Source organism: Dyadobacter beijingensis DSM 21582, assembly GCF_000382205.1.
GTDB classification, from domain to species: domain Bacteria; phylum Bacteroidota; class Bacteroidia; order Cytophagales; family Spirosomataceae; genus Dyadobacter; species Dyadobacter beijingensis.
Genome location: NZ_KB907786.1, coordinates 1,575,994 through 1,597,295, shown reverse-complemented (window position 1 = coordinate 1,597,295; position 21,302 = coordinate 1,575,994). Strand labels below are relative to the sequence as shown.

Sequence of the window (21,302 nt, the reverse complement as noted above, 5' to 3'; positions counted from 1 at the left end):
GATTTCCTCCAAAATTTGTAGTTTGCTTTGTACAAAAGACAAGGCTATGAAACTGCTGCTCATTGAGGACGAAAAAGCGCTGGCTACCAGCATTCAAACCTATTTCCAGCGCGAAAACTTCATTTGCGAATGGGCGGCAGACTATCGGACGGCGGTGGAGAAGATCAATATTTACCGCTACGACTGCGTGCTGGTGGACCTGATGCTGCCCGACGGCGACGGTCTTAATGCCGTGCGGGAGCTCAAACGCAGCTATCCCGAAACCGGTATCATCATTATTTCTGCCAAAAATTCACTCGACGACCGCGTTACCGGCCTCAACCTCGGCTCGGACGACTACCTCACCAAGCCGTTCCACCTCTCCGAGCTGAATGCCCGCGTGCAGGCCGTGATCCGCAGACGAAACTTCCAGGGGAGCCAGCAGATCCGCTTCGGCAAAATCCAGATCGACCCGCAAGAGCACCTCGTGCAGGTGGAACAGCAGGAAATCGTGCTTACCCGCAAGGAATACGACCTGCTCGTGTACCTGATCGCCAACAAAAACCGCGTGCTCACGAAGGAATCCATTGCCGAGCACCTCTGGGGCGACGATGCCGACTTAATGGACAATTTTGACTTTATATATACGCATATTAAAAACCTTCGGAAGAAGCTCATGGACAAAGGCTGCCCCGATTACCTGAAATCCATTTACGGCGTCGGCTATAAATTCAGCGAGCAATGAAACTCCTGGAACGCATATTTCGCTATCAGCTGCGTGCGTCGCTCGGCGTGCTCGCATTAGGCGCGGTCCTGTTTTATGTTTCGGTGAACCACCTGGTCGACCAGGAAGTAAACCGCGATCTGGTTCGAAGTCAGGCGAAGGTAAGCTGGCAACTCCGCCACCTTGGCGTGCTTCCGGTTTACATTCTCCAACTCGGTGACAGTCTGCAAATTGAACCGGTGGAATACGCCGGCCGCATCCGGGCGGTAGAACGCAATATGCTGAACAAGTCGACGAATGAATACCAGCCCTGGCGCCAGCTCATTTTCTACGAACAAGTCGAAGGGCAAATGTACCAGGTAACGATCAGCAAGTTATTATCTCAGCGTCAAGAGCTTATGAAGGCCGTCGTCATGACGGTAACTTTTATCGTTGCGCTGCTGCTCATTTCGCTTCTCGTGATGAACAGCCGGCTTTCCCGACGGCTTTGGAAGCCCTTTTACAAGACATTACACGCGCTTGACTCCTATGCGCTCGAAAAACACGAAGTACTGACTTTTCCTAAACAGCAGATTATTGAATTTCAACAACTTAACCAATCCGTAACCCAATTTACGGACCGGCTCGCAGCCACTTACCAGAACCTGAAAGAATTTACCGAAAATGCTTCGCACGAGATCCAGACACCGCTGGCGGTGATATTATCGAAAATCGAGGGGCTGTTTCAGGACGAGAGCCTCAAAGAATCGCAGCTCGTGGCGCTGTCGGAGATCAGTGAGGCGGCTAACCGGCTGGCAAAGCTCAATCAGGCATTATTATTGCTTACCAAAATAGAAAACCGGCAGTTTCTGGCGGGTACCGAACCGATTAACCTCGTGCCGGTGATCAACCGGAAACTGCGCGACCTGGAAGATCTGATCGAGCAGCGGGAGATCACCGTGAAGACGGAAATTGAGCCGACGGGACCCGTTATGCACCCCGCATTGGCCGAAGTGCTGGTGAACAACCTGCTCACGAACGCGATCCGGTACAATGTGGCGTGCGGCACCATCGACATTACCCTCGCGCCGGGCAGGCTGGTGGTCCGCAACACAGGCACGCCGATCAACATCGACCCGGAACTGCTGTTCGAGCGGTTCCGCAAAGAGGGAACGCATTCGGCCTCGCTCGGGCTGGGGCTCGCGCTCGCGAAGACGATCTGCCAGGTGAACGGACAGACGCTGACTTACAAAACAGACGGTCCATGGCACACGCTCACCGTGGATTGGTAACGATATACAAGAATTTTCATGGCTAGTAGTGAATTAAAGGGAGGGTTTCTGACCCTCCTTTTTTTATGTACTTCAAAAAAATACGCAACTACAAAATGTCTTCAGAATCTCCACAGAATTGCGACAGGATCACTGCTGAAATTTGAATACACTTAATCAATTCGACAGCAATGACAACAACTCGTAATCTCAGAAAAATAGCCGCAGTGGCCATTGTATCCGCTTTTTTGGGCGGCACCTCCTATGCTACCTACGAACATTTCGGCAAGCCCGACACCATTTCGACGTGGGTCAATAATGCCACCCCGTTTATCAAACAGGCCCGGCTCGATGGCAAGCCCGCTGCCGAAGGCCCGGCCCCAATGATCCCGGCCGATTTCTCTTTTGCCTCCAAAAAAGCCACAGCAGCCGTGGTACACATTAAATCTACCCTAAAACCGGAACGCACGGTGAGCCAGATGGAAATCCCCGACGAGCTGAGGGACTTTTTCGGCGGCCGCAGTCCATTCGGTCAGCAGGCACCGCAGGGTAAGGGAGAGAAACCGCAGGCTAGCGGCTCCGGCGTGATCATCAATCCCGACGGCTATATCGTCACCAACAACCACGTGATCCAGGGGGCCGAAACATTGGAGGTAACCCTGGCCGACAAGCATACCTACAAAGCCAAAGTAATCGGCAGCGACCCGAATACGGACATTGCATTGATCAAAATCGAGGTGAAAAACCTGCCGGCGCTGTCATTCGGCAACTCGGAAAATGTGCAGGTAGGCCAATGGGTGCTCGCCGTAGGTAACCCGTATAACCTCACTTCGACCGTCACCGCGGGTATTGTGAGCGCCAAAGGCCGCAGCATCAATATCCTCGGCGAAAATGCCAAGGCGCCGATCGAATCGTTTATCCAGACCGACGCGGCCGTTAACCCCGGCAACTCGGGCGGCGCGCTGGTGGACCTGAATGGTAACCTGATCGGTATCAACACCGCCATAGCCAGCCAGACCGGCTCATTCGCGGGTTATTCGTTCGCCGTCCCTTCGAGCATTGCGCACAAGGTGGTGGAAGACATTTCCAAATTCGGCTCTGTGCAGCGCGGCTACCTCGGCGTGGGCATCAGCGAAGTGGATGCGGCGAAAGTGAAATCGTTCGATCTGAAAGTGGATGAAGGTGTGCGCGTCGAAAGTTTTGCCGACGAGAGTGCCGCGAAAGAGGCCGGCATTAAAATTGGTGACGTGATCACGAAAATCGACGGTCATGCCATTAACAGCGTGCCGCAGCTGCAAGAAGCCATTGCCCAGCACAAACCATCCGACAAGGTAACGGTGAATGTCAACCGCGACGGCGCTGATAAAGTGATGAATGTGACTTTGAAAGGCATTTCGGAACCCACCGTCGCCGACCGCTCTGCCTCCGCGATAATGGAGCAGCTGGGCATTGAACTGAAAGACCTGAGCAATCAGCAGAAAAAGGAATACGGTATCGGCTCCGGCGCGCAGGTGACGGCCATTAATGCAGGCAAAATCCGCCAGGGTACCGATATGGAGGAAGGTTTTGTGATTACCAAAATTGACAAAACACCGGTTGCCAACGCCCGTGACGCGGTCAAAATACTGCAAGGCAAGAAAGGCGGGGTGATGATCGAAGGGCTTTATCCCGGCAACGATGAAACCCAATATTTCGCCATTGGTTTATAAGTAACCCGGGCTTCCGGGAATCAATTCCGGAAGCCCTCAATGCAATCATTCAACATGAAAAAGAACCTGATTTTGTTGGGAATGCTGACCGTGCTGGGCAGTGTGGTGCTCGCGCAAAGTCCCCAACAGCCGGCGATTCCCTCCGGCAAGGCATTGACCTACAACTGGATTGTACCCGATATGAAAACCAATCAAAACCCGATGTATGCCAGCTCACTGTCCCGTCACCGCATCCAATCGGCATTCGACAAGGCGCTGGAAAGCCGGGGCCTGACGCGCAACACGCAGCATCCCGACCTGCTCCTGCAATTCCACACCTACACGCAGCGTGTGCGTAAGAACTACTACGGAGGAGGGGGTTACCCATATGGCGCCTACCCGATGATGGGCTGGGGCCGCTTCGGCTGGGGATTCCCCTACTATGGTGGCTTCGGCGGCTACGGATACGGGGGTTACCCCTATTCCACTACCGGCACGGACGGTACGCTCGTACTCGACGTGGTAGATACCAAATCCGGGGATATTATCTGGCAAAAAGCCATTTCCGGTGATGTGAGCAATCCCAACCGCCTTGAAAAACAGATTAATAAGGGTGTTAAAAAGTTGATGAAAAACTTCCCTGTGTCATGAAAAAGCTCCGATTCTTTGCCGCACTGATGCTCTCCGCCGCCAGCCTCACCGGCTACGGCCAGGATGACCAAAGCCTCCTCAAAGCCATTGCACCTTACAATGACGACGTCCGCAACGATATTCTGACAGCTACGCAATATCCCGACGTACTGGCCAAACTGGCCCAAATACGTGACAGAAGCAGCAACGGGTTTCAGCAGGTGATTCAGGATTATGCTCAAAAAAACCAGGCGTGGTTCTATGAAGTGAGCCGCTATCCCGAGCTGATGCATAAACTGGCAACACTTCCCCGCAAAACCTCCCGCGAAGCAGTCGACGGCCTGGCGGCAAACACCGACCCGGCTGCGGAACTGAAAGAAGCGGCCTGGAAACTTTACAATAACCACCACAGCGACCTGGTGAAAGTCGATAACCTGAACGAGGAGGCTGCCAACGCATTTCAAAGTATGATTGCGCTGCTCAACCCCGACGCGCAGCAGGCATTCAAAACGCTGGAAGAAATGCCCGACGTGCTCTCGCTTCTCAACGACCATGCCGACCTGGTTACCCGTCTCGGCGAACGTTACAAAGACGCCCCGGCCGACGTCCGCAATGACCTGGCCACCCTCCACGACCAGCTCGAAGCCCGGAACAAGGAAGAACTCGCGGCTTACCAGGACGAATTGAAGCAAAACCCGCAGGCAATGCAGGAATTGGGCCAGGCATCGCAGGAATATGCTTCGCAAGGCGGTTACAGCTATCCGGCGCCTACCGGCGACAAAGTGGTGAACTACGGCAGTCCTTACTCCTACTGGTTCGGCTACCCCTACTGGTACGGCTCTGCGATGTGGTATCCCGGCCTCTATGGCTACGGTTCAGGCTTCTATCTCGGCCTCGGCGGCTATCCGACGGTGTACGCAATGCCTTCGCTGGGCTTTTCGAGATGGTTCTTCGGCGGCGCATACCGGTATTACCCACACCTGTACCGCCAGTACGACCACTACTACCGCACGATCGCGCCACGCCAGTACGCCTACTCGCCCAGAACGGCATTCATCGGCTCGGCCGCGCGCCATTTCAACCCATCGGCCGGCACGCGTTCCTACCTGTTCGACAGAGGCCAATCATTCCGTTCTGCACCGCGTTCGCTGAATGGACAGGGTTACCGGGCGATGCCGAGAGGTAATTCATACAGCGCGCCTTCGCGGTCTTACGGAGGGTCGTTTGGGGGAAGGACATTTAACGGCGGAGGCGGCGGGTATAGCCGGGGTGGATTTAGCGGCGGAGGTTTCCGTGGGGGACGCCGCTAATATCCCGTCCGAACGTCTACGTTCGGACGAAGTCTTCGGATTTCACAAATTATCCCCGCATCTTTACGGCCGAACCTTTACACCTGTTTACCATGCAGATCAGCGATCTCAAAATCCTCTTTTTCGACATTGGCGGCGTTCTTTTGAGCAATGGATGGGGCCATGAATCACGCATCCTGGCAGCCGAAAAGTTTGGCCTTAATTACAAGGAAATGGACCAGCTCCACAATTTCATCTTTAACGTCTACGAGATCGGGAGCGTCAACCTCGACCAATACCTTGATACCGTGATATTTAACCACCCGCGCGACTTTGTCCGCGAGGATTTTAAGGAGTTTATGTACTCGCAGTCGGTGGAACTGCCCGGAATGCTGGCGTGGCTGAAAGAGTGGAAGAAAGACTGCGGTTTCCGCATTATTTCTATCAACAATGAAGGCAAGGAACTGAACGACTACCGCGTTCAGAAGTTCAAGCTGCATACTTGTTTCGACGCATTCATTTCATCCTGCGAGGTCAAAATGCGCAAGCCCGATCCGCGCATTTTCGAACTGGCGATGGGCATCGCGCAGGCGACGCCCAGCCAGTGCGTGTATTTCGACGACCGGATTATGTTTGCCAATATGGCCAAAACGCTCGGCCTTCGGGCATTTCAGCATACCAGCTTCGAATCGACGAAGGAAATTCTCGAAGAACTTAAAAAAGAACAATTCGACCGTTTCGGGCCTCCGCGCTGATCAGAACGTGGGATCGTCGGCGGACGGGCCGTAAATCGACGGAACGGCAATGTCGTTCAGGCGCATGTACACGGTCAGCTGCCCGCGGTGGTGCACCCAGTGGTTGATCGTCGAGCCGACGCCCTCGCGCCGGGACTGGGTAAATAGCACCTGGCCCTGGCGTTTGAGGTGAAACGGGGCATCGAGATCGTCGTCGGTAATGCCGGCCAGCGACTTCTTAGCCCCCGCGAAAACCTCCTCATAATGCGCCAGCAACTCCTCGTTCGTCGTAAATTCGAAGCGTTTGTAAGTGGCGAAATCCACCTCCCCCTGTTCCACCATAAAGGTGATCCAAAGCGGTATTTCGGCCACCAGCAGCGTCAGGTAACCCATCGCCATCGATTTTGGATGCGGTTTGTAGTCGAACAAAGTCACCGGAACGCGTTCCAGGCATTTGCGTGTAGCGGTATATTCCGCTTCCAGCTCCTTGATGTAAGCCTCGGTTAAGATTGTCTTGCTCATAGGATAGTTTGTTGGTTTTCAACAACATTATAAAAATAATGCCGCAGCTGACCGCCACGGCACGATGCAATCCGATCCAGATTATACGTCAATTCAAAGCGCCAGTATGGCAATGCTCGTCCCGCCGATGTGCCGGATGCCGCGAAACCGGATGTCGTTCTGGTACAGCTCGTTAAGCGCCGTCCATACGCCGGGCCAGTTGGTGTAGTCGTGCCAGATGATGATGCCGCCTTTGCGCATGATGGCAAACACCTTTTCGCTGTCGTTCATCACATATTCATAGGCGTGCGAGCCGTCGATAAACGCGACGTCCACGGAGTTGATGTATCCGTTGAAATCGAACGAGGCCGAGTCGCCAAACACCTGGCGGATTTTGGAGGCCGCGGGATGGCCCAGGAACCGCTCTCCGGAAACTTCTTTTTTGACGTAACGCACCTCCCCTTCCTCGATTTCCATTTTCGTCGTAGCCAGGTCGTCGGCCGGCAGGTCGAGGGTGATGATCTCCGTATCACTGCCCGTATTGAGCGCCATATTTAAAGTAGTCCGCCCCTGAAACGTCCCGATCTCGAAAATGCGGTGCGGGTTCCATTTCTTGACGAGGTTGCTGATCACTTTCAATTCAAATTCGGTCGTGTGCCCGAAACCGCATTCGTAGACACCTTCGTAAGCAGCACCGTCGTTCCCGAAAAGCTCGAAAACATCGGTTTTGGGAATGATAAACGGGTCTACCGGCGTGGCGTCACCATTTTGATGCCCGTTATAGCTGTTATACAATTTCAACAGCTCTTCCCGTGAACCGGAATTCAGCATTCCGAATGTCATGGTGTAGCCAACTCTTTTTAAAACACCTGCATACAGACGGAGGTTATCGAGTGCTTTGCTCATAAATGTGTATGTATTAAATTGAATGGTTTCAGGGGTGCAGCAGACATTAGTCCGACTTTTTGACTGTCGGGTTTCAGGGGGCCTGATCGTCTGTTGATTGAAAAGTATTGATTTACAAATAAATACATAAAAACCATTTTTCAAAATCCGTGCCATGGAATCCAGCCAGGACATAGCGGTGGTTTTCTAACGGTGACAATGATATGGATCGGACCCCGGACATTCGCGGCTTGTACCTGCCCGTTCAGCCTACCGTGAAACAATCGGCCGGACGGGTAACCTACCAGGAATTCGCCCCGGACGCAGCGTTACAGGGAATTATTTACTGCTACTGGCAGCTCAGGACCACATTACCGCTCGACGAACCTTTCATATACCGCGTCGTGGCGGACGGCTGCATCGACATTTTTTTCGAGCTGAATAACCCGGTTGAAAACTTCGTCATGGGCTTTTGTAAAAAATACACGGAGTTTCCCCTCGAAAATAGTTTCAACTACGTGGGTGTTCGGTTTTTACCCACGATGTTCCCCCAACTCTTCAAAATCAATGCGGCGGAGCTGAGCAACCGCTTCGAAGCGCTGGACGCGGTGGTCCCCGAAACGGCAGAATTTATCGCCTCGCATTTCGAAGCCGGAATGCCTGCGGCTACCATCAAAGCGCTTTTCGACGACTATTTCCTGCGCCACGTCGCCGGCGTCGCATTCGATCCCGATCCGCGGCTGTATCAGGCCCTTTCCATCATCCTGCGGAATTACGGCGTGGTCAATGTCGAAAAAGACCTCGACACCGGACTCAGCCCGCGGCAGCTCCGGCGGTTGTTCGAATTTTACATCGGCGATTCCGCCAAGACATTCAGCCAGGTCGTGCGGTTTCAGCATATCCTTCGTGCCAAGCCTTCACAGCAGAGCCTGCGGGAAAACAAGCTGTTTTACGACAACGGCTATTACGACCAGGCGCATTTTATCAAAGAATTCAAAAACCTGTACGGCGTAACGCCGGGGAAAGCGTTCGGGAGGTGATTTTGTCCGTTTTTTACAATCCTGTGCGGGCTCGGAAGCCGAAATTGCGTCATCGGTTCACTTCAAACGAACAGCCTATGAAACGGTACATCGTATCACTCGCCTTGATTTGCATGAGTATTTGTGCATTTTCCCAAACCAATTCATCAACCAAAACCAAACGCAACATGAAACTGAACGCCGGCATTATCACGTCCAAACTCGCTGAAACCAGAGCTTTTTACACAGAAACGCTCGGCTTCGGTGTCACTTTCGAGAATGAGTTCTACCTGCTGCTCCACACGCCGGGTGGCGGTTCCGAAATCAGCTTCCTGCTGCCGGAACACCCGTCGCAGCAGCCACTGTTCCACCAACCATTCCAGGGCCAGGGCATGTACCTGACCATCGAGGTCGATGATGTAGATAAACTCTACAACGAGCTGAAAAAGAAAGGCACCGACATCCGGATCGATCTCCGCGACGAACCCTGGGGCGACCGCCATTTCGCGATACTCGACCCGAACGGTATTGGAATTGACCTTGTCAAATACTCGCCCCAATAACGGGTTGGCAAAAAAACGCCGCGCGGGTAACTTTTGCCTGGCCCGCACGGCGCTTTGAATAAACCTCGCGAAATTGTCTCTTTCCCGCTCATTTTATTTGCTGTTCTGAACAATCCCGCGATCACAAGGGTTTACCAAAAAGAACAATGCAAACAATGAACGATCACATTACCAGAATCCAGCAGAACATCGAGCCGCTGCGCCAGCAGATCATCCAGCACCAGGTTTATTCGGTTATCAAAGACATTACCGACCTGCAAGTTTTCATGAAATACCACGTGTATGCCGTGTGGGACTTCATGTCGCTGCTCAAATCACTTCAAAACAGCCTCACGTGCACCTCCGTGCCCTGGTTCCCGACCGGCGATGGCGAAACGCGCCACCTGATCAATGAAATCGTGACCGGCGAAGAATCGGACGTGGACATGGATGGCGCCGTCAAAAGCCATTTCGAACTGTACCTCGACGCGATGGCGCAATGCGGCGCGGATGTCGGCGAGATTAACCGGTTTATCAACGTCTTGCGGGAGACAGGCGATTTTGACAAGGCATTTGACGCGGCCGGCACGCCGCAGAAAGCCCGTGAATTTGTCGGATTTACCTTCGATACCATCGCCACCGGCAAGGCCCACCTTCAAGCTGCCACCTTCACTTTCGGGCGCGAAGATCTGATACCAGGAATGTTTATGTCCATTATCGAAGATATTCACCGACACTTTCCCGACAGCATTTCCATTTTTAAATACTACCTTGAAAGGCACATCGAAGTGGACGGCGACCACCACAGCCACCTGGCCCTGCAAATGACGGCCAACCTCTGCGGCGACAACGAGGCGTTCTGGCAGGAAGCCGAAAAAGCGACCATCGCCTCCCTCGAACGGCGCATCGCGTTGTGGGACGGGGTATACGAGGAAATTGAAAAAGTTTTGAAATAAGATATTGACCGTTATATGTCTATTACCAAAGAATACGAAATGCAGGGCATGCTGGAAGCCAGCCGCGCGGTGGCAACCACCCTGCGTGCTATGCGCGAACATGCCAAACCGGGGATGACGGCTAAGGAGCTCGATGATTTCGGCGGCGAAATGCTGACCAGCCTCGGTGCGAAATCGGCGCCGAAACTTACCTATGGCTTTCCCGGCTGGACCTGCATCAGCGTTAACAACGAAGTCGCACACGGCGTACCGTCGGAACATAAGGTATTGCAGGAAGGCGACCTTATCAATATCGACGTGTCTGCCGAATTGAACGGATTCTGGTCCGATAATGGCGGCTCGTTCGTGCTCGGCGAGGACATTCATGGCCATAACCAGCTCGTGAATGCTTCCAAACGCATTCTGAGCAAAGCATTAAGCCAGATCAAAGGCGGCGTGCGCATCGCCGACATCGGGCGGCTGATCGAAACCGAGGCGAAACGGTCGGGCTATAAGGTGATCAAAAACCTCGCAGGCCACGGCGTGGGCCGCAGCCTCCACGAGGAGCCGCACGAAATCCTCAACTATTATAACCGCTACAACACCAACCGCTTCCGGAAAAACAGCGTCGTCGCGATTGAAACATTCATTTCTACCGATTCGACGACCACCGCTACCGAGCGCGACGGATGGACGCTCGTTGGCTCGCGCGGCGGATATGTGGCGCAGCACGAGCACACGATCGTCGTGACGGACGGCAAGCCGGTGATCCTCACCGCCATGAACGGGATTTTCGATTAGCTACGACCAGAAACCCTGCACCTGGATGCCTAGCGGCGAATCCGACCGTTTTTTAAGCTCCTTCCGCAGGCGTACGCAGGTAGGAATGTGCCCCGAGATATAGATGTTCGAATGGTCCAGCGCTTTGTCGCTGGTCCATTTCAGCATCGATTCCAGCCCGCCGTCGCCATTCTTGCGTACCGGCTGGATATTCCAGTTGAAATACTCCTTGAACTCCTCCCGGTGGTTTTCATCGGCGATGGTAATGGCCCCGCTGATCGGCCGGTTGCCGGCCAGCTGCTGCAAAGCCAGATAATGCCCGATGCTGCTCATATCGCCAAACACGACCATTTCTCCCGCAGGTGCAGGCCGGTGCATGGTCGCGCCCACGCCTACGTAGGTAACGGGGTCGCCTGCACGCAGCGAGCGTATCCATTGCGCGCCGGGGCCGTCCTGTTCGGCATTGATATATAATGTACAGGTACGGATGTCCTCGTCCCAGCCGGCTGGGGTATAGTCGCGGTAAATGCCGTCGCCGACGCGCACCTTTATGTGCTGCACGCGTTTCCAGCTGCTCATATCCATATCGGGGAAGTGGACGTCCACTTCGAAAAAGGTGGCAGGTTCCCAGGCCCGGATCGCGAGGACGGTGCCTGTTTTTCCAAATGCGGTTTCAAGCAAATGAAGCGCTTTCTGTTTGATGATATTCATTTCTGTCCGATTGGTGTTGTTTTCTGGGCTGACGATCCAGCCGAATATTTACTTTACAAAACAACACGCGCGGGCGGCAACAATAAAGGGAAGAACAGGGGTAATGATTGGACAAATCGCGGTTCTACCCGCATCCGCTATTTGCGGTACTCGTCCCGGAACTGCCCCGCCGATTTACCCGAAACCTTCCGGAAAAGTCGTGAGAAATAGGTCTGGTCGTCGTAGCCGAGGGCGAATGCAATCTCCTTTACATTCAAATCGGTGTAATAGAGCAATCTTTTCGCCTCCATCATTACCTCGCTCTGGATCCAGTGGCTCACCGGCTGGCCCGAGGTTTCTTTCACCACTTCATTCAGGTAGGATGAGGTAATGTTCAGCATACCCGCATAATCCGAAGGACTTTTCACAGTTTTAAAATGCTGCGACAAAAGTTTGCGAAACTGCGAAGTAAGTGCCGACGGACGGGACTGCGCCGTCCTTTGCAGGATTTCCTTTTCAAATAAAGAGGTGAAGAGCCCAATGCACGTTTTCAGCATCGATTGTATCAGCGGCTGGCCATACCGGGCAGGCGCCTCATAAAATTCCAGCAGCAAACCGAGGCTGCGCGCCAGCACATCGGCATAGCCGGCATCGACATTCGCTGGAAAGCCGTGCAGGGCATATTCGTCCACCACAGCCCGGTGATGCTCGTCGAGCAGGCTCAAATCCACACCCAGAAACCAGCCATACGAACCCGCCGTTTCGAGCGGGTAATGCACCTGGCCGGGCATAATGCAGAACACGCCGCTGCCCCGGAGCTCGATCTCCCGAAAATCCACCATCAGCCGCGCGTGCCCGTCTTCCTGGAAGAAGAAGTTGCCGTGATCGTCGCGGTGGGCATCCATGTAGACGCCGTTCATCCGGTTCATACGGTCTATGCGTTGCAGGGAGATTCCCAGCCCCGATTCATCGCTGAGATAATGCAGGGGAATGTTCTTGCCGGCCATAAGTCGCGGATAATTTTACCGAGCGATCGAGCAGGTCCGTCGCTTGCAGTATCTTGTTTTTCAGAAAATAAGGGTAATTGGAATGCTCGTTCAAAAACGCTTGCGCTATGCGGGCAGCTTCCGGCGACGCGTGTCCTGCAAAAGTATTGTGCAGCCATCGGGTGGGAAAAAATATATCGCCCGTCAGCTGGATTTCCTGCAACATGTCGAGTGAAGGCCGGAGATATTTCAATGCACTTTTCGCACGCAGCGGGTGATGGAGGTAGGCCAATGCATCCAGCACCCAAGCCTCTTTCTCCCGGTTCGATTCTTTTTTCAGTGATTCAAAAAACCTGTCGCGTTCGGCTTCGTCGGGGCTGAGTGCCGGTATCACAAACTGCATCCGCGCCTTGCGATCGGGATTTTGAGTAGCATGAAGCTGCTGGCTGAGAATCGTTTTGCCATCGCCATTCCCTTTCAACGCCAGTTCGTAGGCGAGCGAAATCTTGTCCTCCTCCGATAGTACCAGCCCTTTCACGACCAGCTTTCCGGTCCACAAGCCGTGCATTTTCTGCCATCCGTCGCCCGTCGATGCCAATGCCTTGAATGCGCGGAAATAGGAAGTCTGAATCCCTTTGTCCTGCGTACCGTTCAGCAATTGCCAGAGGGTATTTTCCAGCTGCATTTGCATTTCTGCCCGTTGTTCTGCATTCAAAAACACCCACCAGGCGCTTTGCAGATTGGCCAGCAGGTAATCCACCAGCAGCGGGTTCTGCTCTTTGGCCAACGCATTCAATGTATAACCCGCCAGCTTTGCCGGAGCCGGGCCGTCGCCGCGCAGTAATCCTTCCCAGATGTTTACCAGCATCGCGCCGCGGAACACCGGGTCGGCGAACAATGTATTCTTACTGCCATAATTTTCAAAAAACCACTTTTTCGAAGCGGAATCCATTTTAAAATAGCCATATCCCGTTCCGTCATTATTCGGAAAAGCCAGGCTGCTATTCCCTTCCTGAATGCTTTTCAAAACCAGCGGCTGCTCCCAGGCACGCCCCTTCACCGAATCGGCGGCCTGCACCAGCTTGCCTGCCTGCACATCGTACGAAGGCATACCCGGGGTTTTCACCCACACATTGCTCCATGAAGCGATATCCTGCGGCGTACGCTTGTCGATAATGCCGATCAGATCGTCCCAGCGGGCATTTTTGAATGAATAGGAGCGCAAATATTCTTGCAGGCTTTCCCGCATGATCGTCCCGCCGATCTTCCTTTCCAGCTGCCGCATCACGATCGGCGCCTTCATATAAATGATCGCGCCGTAAAGCGTGCCGGCATTTTTGAGGTTGCCCAATTGCTGCAAAATAGGGTTAGTGCCCGCCGTGCGATCGACCTCGTACGCATTCGGGTAATGCGCGAGCAGGAAACGCAGGTCGTGGTTGACCTCCGGGAAACCCGGATGCACGATTTTCGCGGCCATAAAGTTGGCAAACACCTCTTTGAGCCATACGTCGTTGAACCACTCCATCGTCACCAGGTCGCCGAACCACATGTGCGCCGACTCGTGCGCGATCACGCTCGCGCGGGCCATTCTGCGGTTCACCGATGCATTTTCATCCAGGAACAAGGCCGGCTCATTGTAAAAAATCGACCCCGGATGCTCCATTCCGCCATATTGAAACGAAGGCAGCAGCACAAAATCGAACTTCCCGAACGGGTAACCGATGCCCGTATAATCTTCCAGCCACGCCAACGATCTGGCATGGAGCTGAAACACCTCATCGCGGTTGCGCGCCACTTTGGCCGTGTCGGTTTCGCGGTAATACATCGTCATTTCGCGGCCATCGAGCACTTGCGTAGCCTTAAAAAACTTCCCGGCCGCAAATGCGAAAAGGTACGAGCTCACCGGCTTCGTAGCCCCGAAACGGTACACGGCCTTGCCATTTTCCATCGTCTTGGCCTCCAACCCGCCATTCGAGACAGCCTCCCAGCCTTCGGGGGTCTTCAATGTGAGTTGGTAGGAGGCTTTAAGATTAGGCTGGTCGAAGAGAGGAAAACACGTCGAAGCGCGGTCTGGCACGAAGAGCGTATAGAGATAATCCTCGCTCCTGTTGAGCGACAAATCCCCCGCCACAAAATCGATCTCCAACTCGTTTCTGCCCGTAACCAAATGCTTTGGTTCAATGACAATATGCTCATTCACAAACTGATAATCCGCCTTTCCACCCGCTACACGCACTTCCTTCAAATGCGCGGCATCGACATTAAAATCGAGCACCAGCGCCGAATCCAGGGAATGGAGGTGGAACGAAATCGTCTCTTTCCCCAGGATCTTGTCCGTCTTGCCAGCGGGAATATCCAGTTCGATGGCATACCGGATGCTATCGATATTTTGCTTGCGATACTGATTCAAGGCAAACGAAACACCCTTTTCGGGAGCAGAACCGCTCGGCTGCGTGCAGGCGAAGAAGGCGACAACCATCGTCGCCATCAGTAGTAAGGAGCGTATTGAATTCATCAGATTAAGGATACGCTCAAAAATAGCACTTCCATTTTAATACGAAATGAATGTTTTCGCAGATTCTGCTACGATGCGTAACGTTTTTGTATATTGTAATTGAAGAGTACAACAACATCCGGCTCATTTAGGCCATTCCTTATCAGGATAAGAAAGTGGTGCATAGCCACTGATATCACCGTGAATTTCTAACCATAAAACATGAACCACGTTTACAAAGTCGCGTTTTTAGTTTCTCTTTTTGTCAACACCCTTCAAGCCCAAACACTCCCCCCTCTTACCGTCGAGAAAATTATGCGGGACCCGAAGATCTGGATCGGGACTTCGCCGACGGATATCACATGGGCCGACGATTCTAAAACGGTGTATTTCAACTGGAACCCGGATAAAAATCTCGCCGATTCGCTGTATGGGTATTCGCTTGCGGGGAAGAAGATCAGTAAGGTAGCCCCGGCCGAGCGACGGCGGCTGCCGGGTAAGAACGGCGTTTATAACCGGGCGCATTCGTTGCGGTTATACGAGAAGAATGGCGATCTTTTTGTTGTGAATTACAAGGATTTCTCCGTCCGGCAGCTCACCAATACCACCGAGCGGGAGACTGATCCGGCGTTCAGCGGGAATGAGCAGGCGGTGATTTTCGAAAGGGGTAATAACCTTTTCAGCATCGCATTGTCGTCCGGGCTCGTGAGCCAGCTGACCGATTTTAAAACCGGCCCAAAAAAGGCCGACAGCAAGCCCGGCGAACAGGAAAAGTTCCTCCGCGCCGACCAGCTCGCGATGTTTGAAATACTCAAAGAAAGAAAGGATAAAAAAGACGCGGGCAAGAAGATTACCGAGGCCGATAAGCCTGCCCGTCCGAAAGAGATTTACCTCGGCGAAAAAAGCGTATCAGGCCAGCAGCTGAGCCCCGACGGCCGGTTTGTTACCTACCGGCTCACACAGTCCGACAAAAACGCCAAATCGACCATTGTCCCTAATTACGTAACGGAAAGCGGCTTTACCGAGGACATTCCCGCGCGCACCAAAGTGGGGGCGCCCGCGGCGGAAAGCGAGTTTTGGGTGTACGACATTCAGAGAGATACCGCGCGCAAAGTTGCGGCAAACGACATTCCGGGCATTCACGACAAGCCCGATTACCTCAAAGATTATCCCGCACAGGATTCGACCTGGAAGAAAAAGGAACGCAAGGTGATTTTTCACGGCCCGTTCTGGTCGGATAATGGGCAGTATGCCGTGGTGGTGATCCGTTCGCTGGATAGTAAGGACCGGTGGATCATGCAGCTCGATCCCGTGACCCTCTCGCTGAAACTACTCGACCGCCAGCGCGACGAAGCGTGGATAGGCGGGCCGGGAATTGGCGGTTATCCGCAGAGCGCCGGCGAGATCGGCTGGCTCGATACGCAAACGATCTATTTCCAGAGCGAGGCTACCGGCTATTCGCATTTGTATGCATTCAATCTGCAAACCGGCAAAAAGACGGCGCTTACATCCGGCCGGTTTGAAGTGCAGAATGTGGTGCTTTCGAAGGATAAGAAGACATTTTATCTCATTACCAACGAAATACATCCCGGCGAGCAGCACGTGTACCGCATGGCCGTGACCGGCGGCGCCCGTACGCGCCTCACACACACGCCCGGTGCGCATGAGATGACGCTTTCGCCCGATGAGAAGAACCTCGCTATCCGCTTCTCGAAAAGTACCGCGCCCTGGGAACTCTACCTGCTCGACAATGCTGCTGCCGCATCGAAAAACAACCAACCGGTGCAAATTACCCGGTCCGTTTCGCAAGAGTTCCTCTCCTATCCCTGGCGCGAGGCCAAGGTGGTAACCATTAAGGCGGGCGACGGGCAGGACATTTACGCACGCGTCTACGAGCCGAAGCAATCGAACGGCAAGGCGGTAATATTCGTGCACGGGGCGGGCTATTTGCAGAATGCGCACAAATGGTGGAGCCAGTATTTCCGTGAATACATGTTTCATAACCTACTCACCGACAAGGGGTACACGGTACTCGACATGGATTATCGCGCGAGCTCCGGCTACGGCCGCGACTGGCGCACAGGCATTTACCGCTTCATGGGCGGCAAGGATCTCACCGACCATACCGACGGCGCTCAATGGCTCGTCAAAACCTACGGCGTAGATCCCAAAAAGATCGGTATTTACGGCGGCTCGTACGGTGGGTTTATCACGCTGATGGCCCTTTTCACGACGCCCGACGTGTTCACTGCCGGGGCGGCATTGCGGCCGGTCACGGATTGGGCTGCCTACAACCAGGGCTACACGGCCAATATCCTCAACGAACCGCAGGCCGACAGCCTCGCTTACCGAAAGAGCTCTCCCATTTACCATGCGGCGGGTTTGAAAAACAATCTGCTCATCTGCCACGGTATGGTGGACGTGAACGTGCATTACCAGGACGTGGTGCGGCTCTCACAACGGCTCATCGAGCTGGGCAAAAACAATTGGGAGCTGGCATCCTACCCGATGGAGGACCACGGTTTCGTAGAAGCATCGTCGTGGACGGACGAGTACAAGCGCATTCTAAAACTGTTTGAGGAGAAATTGTAGGGCAAATGCCTTATAGGACAAACAAAACCGCATGATGAACCAACATTTTCCGAAACTGAAAAAGATCATCCTCGCCCAGGCCATCGCCGCGATTGCATGCGCAGGCCTCGCGCAGGCACAGGTAGGCGTGGGCGTGAAAGCCCCCAAAGGCGCCGAGGTGTACCTCGACGGCAGCCGCAAAATGCTCGACGAGAAATGGATTTATTGGGAAGGCCCACGCTTCGCCGCCAAACCGCCGATCAAATGGACCGTCGTGAACGACCCCGTGGACAAAGGCACGGTGATCAACTGCAACGACCCGGCGTCCGCAGGCGGCCTGTACGGCTCGGCGGACATTGTGACCAAAAAACAGTTTAAGGATTTCCGCGCGCACGTGGAATTCCTGATCACGAAACCGGGCGGCAACAGCGGCGTATACCTGCAAAACCGCTACGAAATCCAGGTGCTGGACGGCGATACCACTTCACACGGCATGGCAGCGGTCATCAATGAATCCAAATCACCTTACTTTGCGTATAATGGCATCGGCAAGTGGAATTCGTATGACATTCTTTTCCGCGCGGCACGTTTCAAAGACGGCAAGCTGGTGGAGCAGCCGATGGTGACCTTGTATTTCAATGGAAAAAAAGTGCATACCAACCAGAAAATCAGCCAGGTATGGGGCGGCAAAAACTCCGGGATCGACGGCGGTAACGACGGCGGCAAGGGCATTACCGACACGCCCGGCGGCTTGAAACTGCAATCGGAAGGCCACGACGTGTATTACCGCAATATCTGGATCAAGGAAATGGAGCTGGACAAGGCGGATACCAACTTTTGAAACGCCAGCCGATCGATCAGTCCCTTGGTGGGTAACACGGGCCCTTACAAAATTCAAAGGCGTTGGTACTTTCCCGTGCGGGCGTTCGCCGCTTTGCCCCACGCATCATCAGAAACTGGCATGGGTTTGTTAAGGCTGCGGCCTTAAAAGCCCATGTTATGAAACTATCCGAACAATTTAAACTCAACGGGAAAACCGCATTGGTGACCGGCGCCAGTCAGGGGATCGGCAAAGCCATTGCGCTCGCATTGGCCGAATACGGCGCTAAAATCATCCTGCATTACCGCAAGGATCGTTCCGAAGCGGAAGCCGTAGCCGACGAAATACGGCGTGCGGGCGGTGAAGCGAACCTGGTCCATGCCGATCTCTCACGCTCCGGCAGCGCCGCATTCATCGCCGAACAGGTGGGACAACTGGGCAAAACGCCCGACATCCTCGTGATCAACGCATCGGTGCAAATACCGGCGGAATGGGAGCAGGTCACGACGGAAGATTTTGATAAACAGGTGAATGCCAATTTCAGATCTACCTTACAGCTCATGCAGGCATTTGCCCCGGCGATGGTTTCCAAAGGCTGGGGAAGGATCTTGACGATCGGGAGTGTGCAGCAAACGAAACCCCACCCGGCGATGATCGTTTACGCCGCTACCAAATCGGCGGTGTTGAATATGGTGCAGAATGTGGCCATGCAGCTGGCCGACAAGCATGTGACGGTCAATAACCTCGCGCCGGGCGTCATCGGTACGCCGCGCCTCGAACAGGACGTCCCGCCCGTTCCCGAACGTATCGACAAACGTCTGGAAACACCCAGCGGCGCCCTCGGCGAGCCGCAGGACTGCGCCGCAATGGCCGTCCTGCTCTGTTCGGAAGCAGGACGGTTCATTACAGGGCAAAATATCTTCATCGACGGCGGAATGAGCCTTTGATTACTTTTTATTGTAAGCGATTTTGAAGATCGTGCCGTTGAGGTCGTCGGTCACGTACAAGGCGCCGTCCGGTCCCTGCGCGAGGCCACACGGGCGGTGCTGGATCGGGCCGGTCGGTTTTACGAGATCGGTACCGGCGAAGTTGTCGGCGAAAATCTCCCATTTACCCGGCTTACCATTTACAAATGGAACGAATGCCACCAGGTAACCTTTTTTCAGCTCCGACGACTGGCTGTGGAATGCGATGAACGCGCCGTTTTTATACCGCGCCGGAAACATATTGCCGGTGTAGAACATCAATGCATTCGGGCCGAGGTGGGCCGGAAACGCCACAATCGGGTTCACGGCTTTTTCGCCGCCGGTTTTTTTACCATCACCGCCATATTCCGGCGCAAGCATCTTTTTGTTCTGGAAATGGTCGTAATAAATGTACGGCCAGCCCGCGTCGTCGCCCTCTTTCAGCTGGTAAAGCGTTTCGGAAGGCAGCTCGGCGCTGTGTTTCGGGGTATAATACTGCGGGTACATATCGTCGAACTTCCCGCGGCCGTGCGTGGTGGCGTACAAAGCATTGGTTTTGTTGTCCCAATCGATGCCCACCGCATTCTTCACACCGGTTGCGAAACGGGTGCCGTCTGAAAACTGCTGATTGGCTTTTCCGGCCTTGAAACGCCAGATACCGCCCGCCGAATCGAGGATCGAGCAGGGCGACATGCCCTTGGCCGAACCTGCTCCCCGGCAGTTGTCGTTCCAGGAACCAACCGTCACGTAAATGTTGCCCGCATTATCGAGCGCAAGGGGTTTCGCATTGTCGCGGCCGTGGTCGCTGAGGCCGCTGATGATCTGTTCAGGTTTTTCAAAATCGATGACTTCGTCCTTTTCATTCAGCTTATACCTGAAAACACCTTTGTTGGAAGAGCAGTACAGGTAACCGTTCTTGATGGCAATGCCGGTGCCGGGGTAATCGCCGAAAAGCTTCTGCTCGTCGATCGCGCCGTCGCCGTTCGTGTCGCGCAGGAGGTAAATGCCCTTACCGTCTTTGAGTTTGGAAAGCTTTACATACATGTCGCCGTTTTTACCCACCACCATATGCCGGGTAGCGCCAAGGCCGGTAGCAAGTACCGTGGCCGAGAAACCGGCGGGAAGCTTCACTTCTTTGGCTTCGATGGGCGTGAAAAGCGGGGTTTTCTGATCAGGAGTAAGGGTTTCGGAGCGGTAACCGAACAGCGCTGCCGCTGCTGCCAGCACGGCCGCGGCGCCGGTCGACCGGATTAATTTTCTTTGCATGCAATCGTAAAATTGGGTGAAAACATTTATTTTAGACAAAAGCACGGCGGCGCGATTTTTTACCGCGTTGCGGCTGGTTTCCCTGCAATCCGGTTTGGGAATGCTTTTTTAACCTGAACCGGAAAACAGGAAACATCACCTGACTTTTAGTACACTTAACCATTGACGATTATGGGCCCATACGATGATGACGACGAAGTATATGACGATGACCTCCCCGGAAATTATCCCGCAGAAGAAGATATTTACCGCCAGGGGCTCATCGACCCGGATATAGATCCCGAGGATATTTCGCGGGTCAAACGCAAGCTGGATATCGACTCGGACGACTGGAACGAAAAATCCTTCGAAGACGACGTTACCGGCGACGACCTGGATGTGCCGGGCTCGGAATATGACGATGAAGATGAGGAGATCGGCCGCGAAGACGAAGAGAACAATTATTACAGCCTGGGCGGAGATAACCACGAAAGCCAGGAGGAAAACCAGGGCGACTAGCAAAGAGAAATGCCCACAAAAAAGCCTGATGCACTGAGTGTCAGGCTTTTTTGTGC

General features: G+C 53.8%; 20 protein-coding genes. 14 read left to right on the top strand and 6 right to left on the bottom strand.

The genetic code is table 11. The features are described from left to right. Positions 1-46 precede the first annotated feature (46 nt). From H144_RS0106615 to H144_RS0106590, 6 genes are all read left to right on the top strand, one after another. On the top strand, positions 47-724 hold the full coding sequence (locus H144_RS0106615; protein WP_019941267.1) for a response regulator transcription factor: 678 nt from the start codon (positions 47-49) through the stop codon (positions 722-724). Next, complete coding sequence (locus H144_RS0106610) at positions 721-1,974, top strand: sensor histidine kinase (protein WP_019941266.1); 1,254 nt, start codon at positions 721-723, stop codon at positions 1,972-1,974. Before H144_RS0106615 ends, H144_RS0106610 begins: the two co-directional genes overlap by 4 nt. Before the next feature lie 170 nt (positions 1,975-2,144). Continuing rightward, entirely contained in the window at positions 2,145-3,662 is a 1,518-nt protein-coding gene (locus H144_RS0106605) for a Do family serine endopeptidase (RefSeq protein WP_063826379.1), read from the top strand. Positions 3,663-3,716: 54 nt separating this feature from the next. Further along, the gene (locus H144_RS0106600) at positions 3,717-4,292 is read left to right on the top strand and encodes a DUF4136 domain-containing protein (RefSeq protein WP_169409371.1); all 576 of its coding nucleotides are present in this window, start codon (positions 3,717-3,719) and stop codon (positions 4,290-4,292) included. Further along, positions 4,289-5,581, top strand: coding sequence for a PqqD family protein (locus H144_RS31525; protein ID WP_019941263.1), 1,293 nt, complete (start codon positions 4,289-4,291; stop codon positions 5,579-5,581). Before H144_RS0106600 ends, H144_RS31525 begins: the two co-directional genes overlap by 4 nt. A 92-nt stretch (positions 5,582-5,673) precedes the next feature. Continuing rightward, positions 5,674-6,315: an HAD family hydrolase gene (locus H144_RS0106590; RefSeq protein WP_019941262.1), complete on the top strand. Its 642-nt coding sequence runs from the start codon at positions 5,674-5,676 to the stop codon at positions 6,313-6,315. Here the strand turns inward: H144_RS0106590 and H144_RS0106585 are convergent, their stop codons facing one another. Together H144_RS0106585 and H144_RS0106580 are read right to left on the bottom strand one after the other, a co-directional pair. Beyond that, entirely contained in the window at positions 6,316-6,816 is a 501-nt protein-coding gene (locus H144_RS0106585) for a DinB family protein (RefSeq protein ID WP_019941261.1), read from the bottom strand. 93 nt (positions 6,817-6,909) lie between these two features. Further along, positions 6,910-7,701, bottom strand: coding sequence for a class I SAM-dependent methyltransferase (locus H144_RS0106580; protein ID WP_019941260.1), 792 nt, complete (start codon positions 7,699-7,701; stop codon positions 6,910-6,912). Between the two features lie 203 nt (positions 7,702-7,904). Between H144_RS0106580 and H144_RS0106575 the strand changes: the two genes are divergently transcribed. From H144_RS0106575 to map, 4 genes are all read left to right on the top strand, one after another. Beyond that, complete coding sequence (locus tag H144_RS0106575) at positions 7,905-8,720, top strand: AraC family transcriptional regulator (RefSeq protein ID WP_019941259.1); 816 nt, start codon at positions 7,905-7,907, stop codon at positions 8,718-8,720. A gap of 167 nt (positions 8,721-8,887) precedes the next feature. Beyond that, complete coding sequence (locus H144_RS0106570) at positions 8,888-9,262, top strand: VOC family protein (RefSeq protein ID WP_157504477.1); 375 nt, start codon at positions 8,888-8,890, stop codon at positions 9,260-9,262. 155 nt (positions 9,263-9,417) lie between these two features. Continuing rightward, the gene (locus H144_RS0106565) at positions 9,418-10,197 is read left to right on the top strand and encodes a DUF3050 domain-containing protein (protein WP_019941257.1); all 780 of its coding nucleotides are present in this window, start codon (positions 9,418-9,420) and stop codon (positions 10,195-10,197) included. Positions 10,198-10,212: 15 nt separating this feature from the next. After that, positions 10,213-10,977, top strand: a complete 765-nt coding sequence (map, locus tag H144_RS0106560) for a type I methionyl aminopeptidase (protein WP_019941256.1) — start codon at positions 10,213-10,215, stop codon at positions 10,975-10,977. Here map and H144_RS0106555 read toward each other — a convergent pair whose 3' ends face one another. From H144_RS0106555 to H144_RS31520, 3 genes are all read right to left on the bottom strand, one after another. After that, positions 10,978-11,667 (bottom strand): SIP domain-containing protein, encoded by a 690-nt coding sequence (locus H144_RS0106555; RefSeq protein ID WP_019941255.1) that lies wholly within the window; start codon positions 11,665-11,667, stop codon positions 10,978-10,980. Positions 11,668-11,804: 137 nt separating this feature from the next. Then, complete coding sequence (locus H144_RS0106550) at positions 11,805-12,653, bottom strand: helix-turn-helix domain-containing protein (RefSeq protein WP_019941254.1); 849 nt, start codon at positions 12,651-12,653, stop codon at positions 11,805-11,807. Then, positions 12,613-15,147 carry a M1 family metallopeptidase gene (locus H144_RS31520; protein WP_033402367.1) on the bottom strand — a complete coding sequence of 845 codons (2,535 nt, stop codon included), beginning with the start codon at positions 15,145-15,147 and terminating at the stop codon, positions 12,613-12,615. The genes H144_RS0106550 and H144_RS31520 overlap by 41 nt, the downstream gene beginning before the upstream one ends. 201 nt (positions 15,148-15,348) lie before the next feature. Between H144_RS31520 and H144_RS0106540 the strand changes: the two genes are divergently transcribed. From H144_RS0106540 to H144_RS0106530, 3 genes are all read left to right on the top strand, one after another. Beyond that, complete coding sequence (locus tag H144_RS0106540; protein WP_019941252.1) at positions 15,349-17,718, top strand: S9 family peptidase; 2,370 nt, start codon at positions 15,349-15,351, stop codon at positions 17,716-17,718. 31 nt (positions 17,719-17,749) lie between these two features. Beyond that, positions 17,750-18,538 (top strand): 3-keto-disaccharide hydrolase, encoded by a 789-nt coding sequence (locus H144_RS0106535; protein WP_019941251.1) that lies wholly within the window; start codon positions 17,750-17,752, stop codon positions 18,536-18,538. 158 nt (positions 18,539-18,696) lie between these two features. Then, positions 18,697-19,464 carry an SDR family NAD(P)-dependent oxidoreductase gene (locus H144_RS0106530; RefSeq protein ID WP_019941250.1) on the top strand — a complete coding sequence of 256 codons (768 nt, stop codon included), beginning with the start codon at positions 18,697-18,699 and terminating at the stop codon, positions 19,462-19,464. Here H144_RS0106530 and H144_RS0106525 read toward each other — a convergent pair whose 3' ends face one another. After that, positions 19,465-20,748: a PQQ-dependent sugar dehydrogenase gene (locus H144_RS0106525; protein WP_019941249.1), complete on the bottom strand. Its 1,284-nt coding sequence runs from the start codon at positions 20,746-20,748 to the stop codon at positions 19,465-19,467. A 171-nt stretch (positions 20,749-20,919) separates the two neighbouring features. Here H144_RS0106525 and H144_RS0106515 point away from each other — a divergent pair, with 171 nt between their 5' ends. Further along, on the top strand, positions 20,920-21,246 hold the full coding sequence (locus H144_RS0106515; RefSeq protein ID WP_019941247.1) for a hypothetical protein: 327 nt from the start codon (positions 20,920-20,922) through the stop codon (positions 21,244-21,246). Positions 21,247-21,302 lie beyond the last annotated feature (56 nt).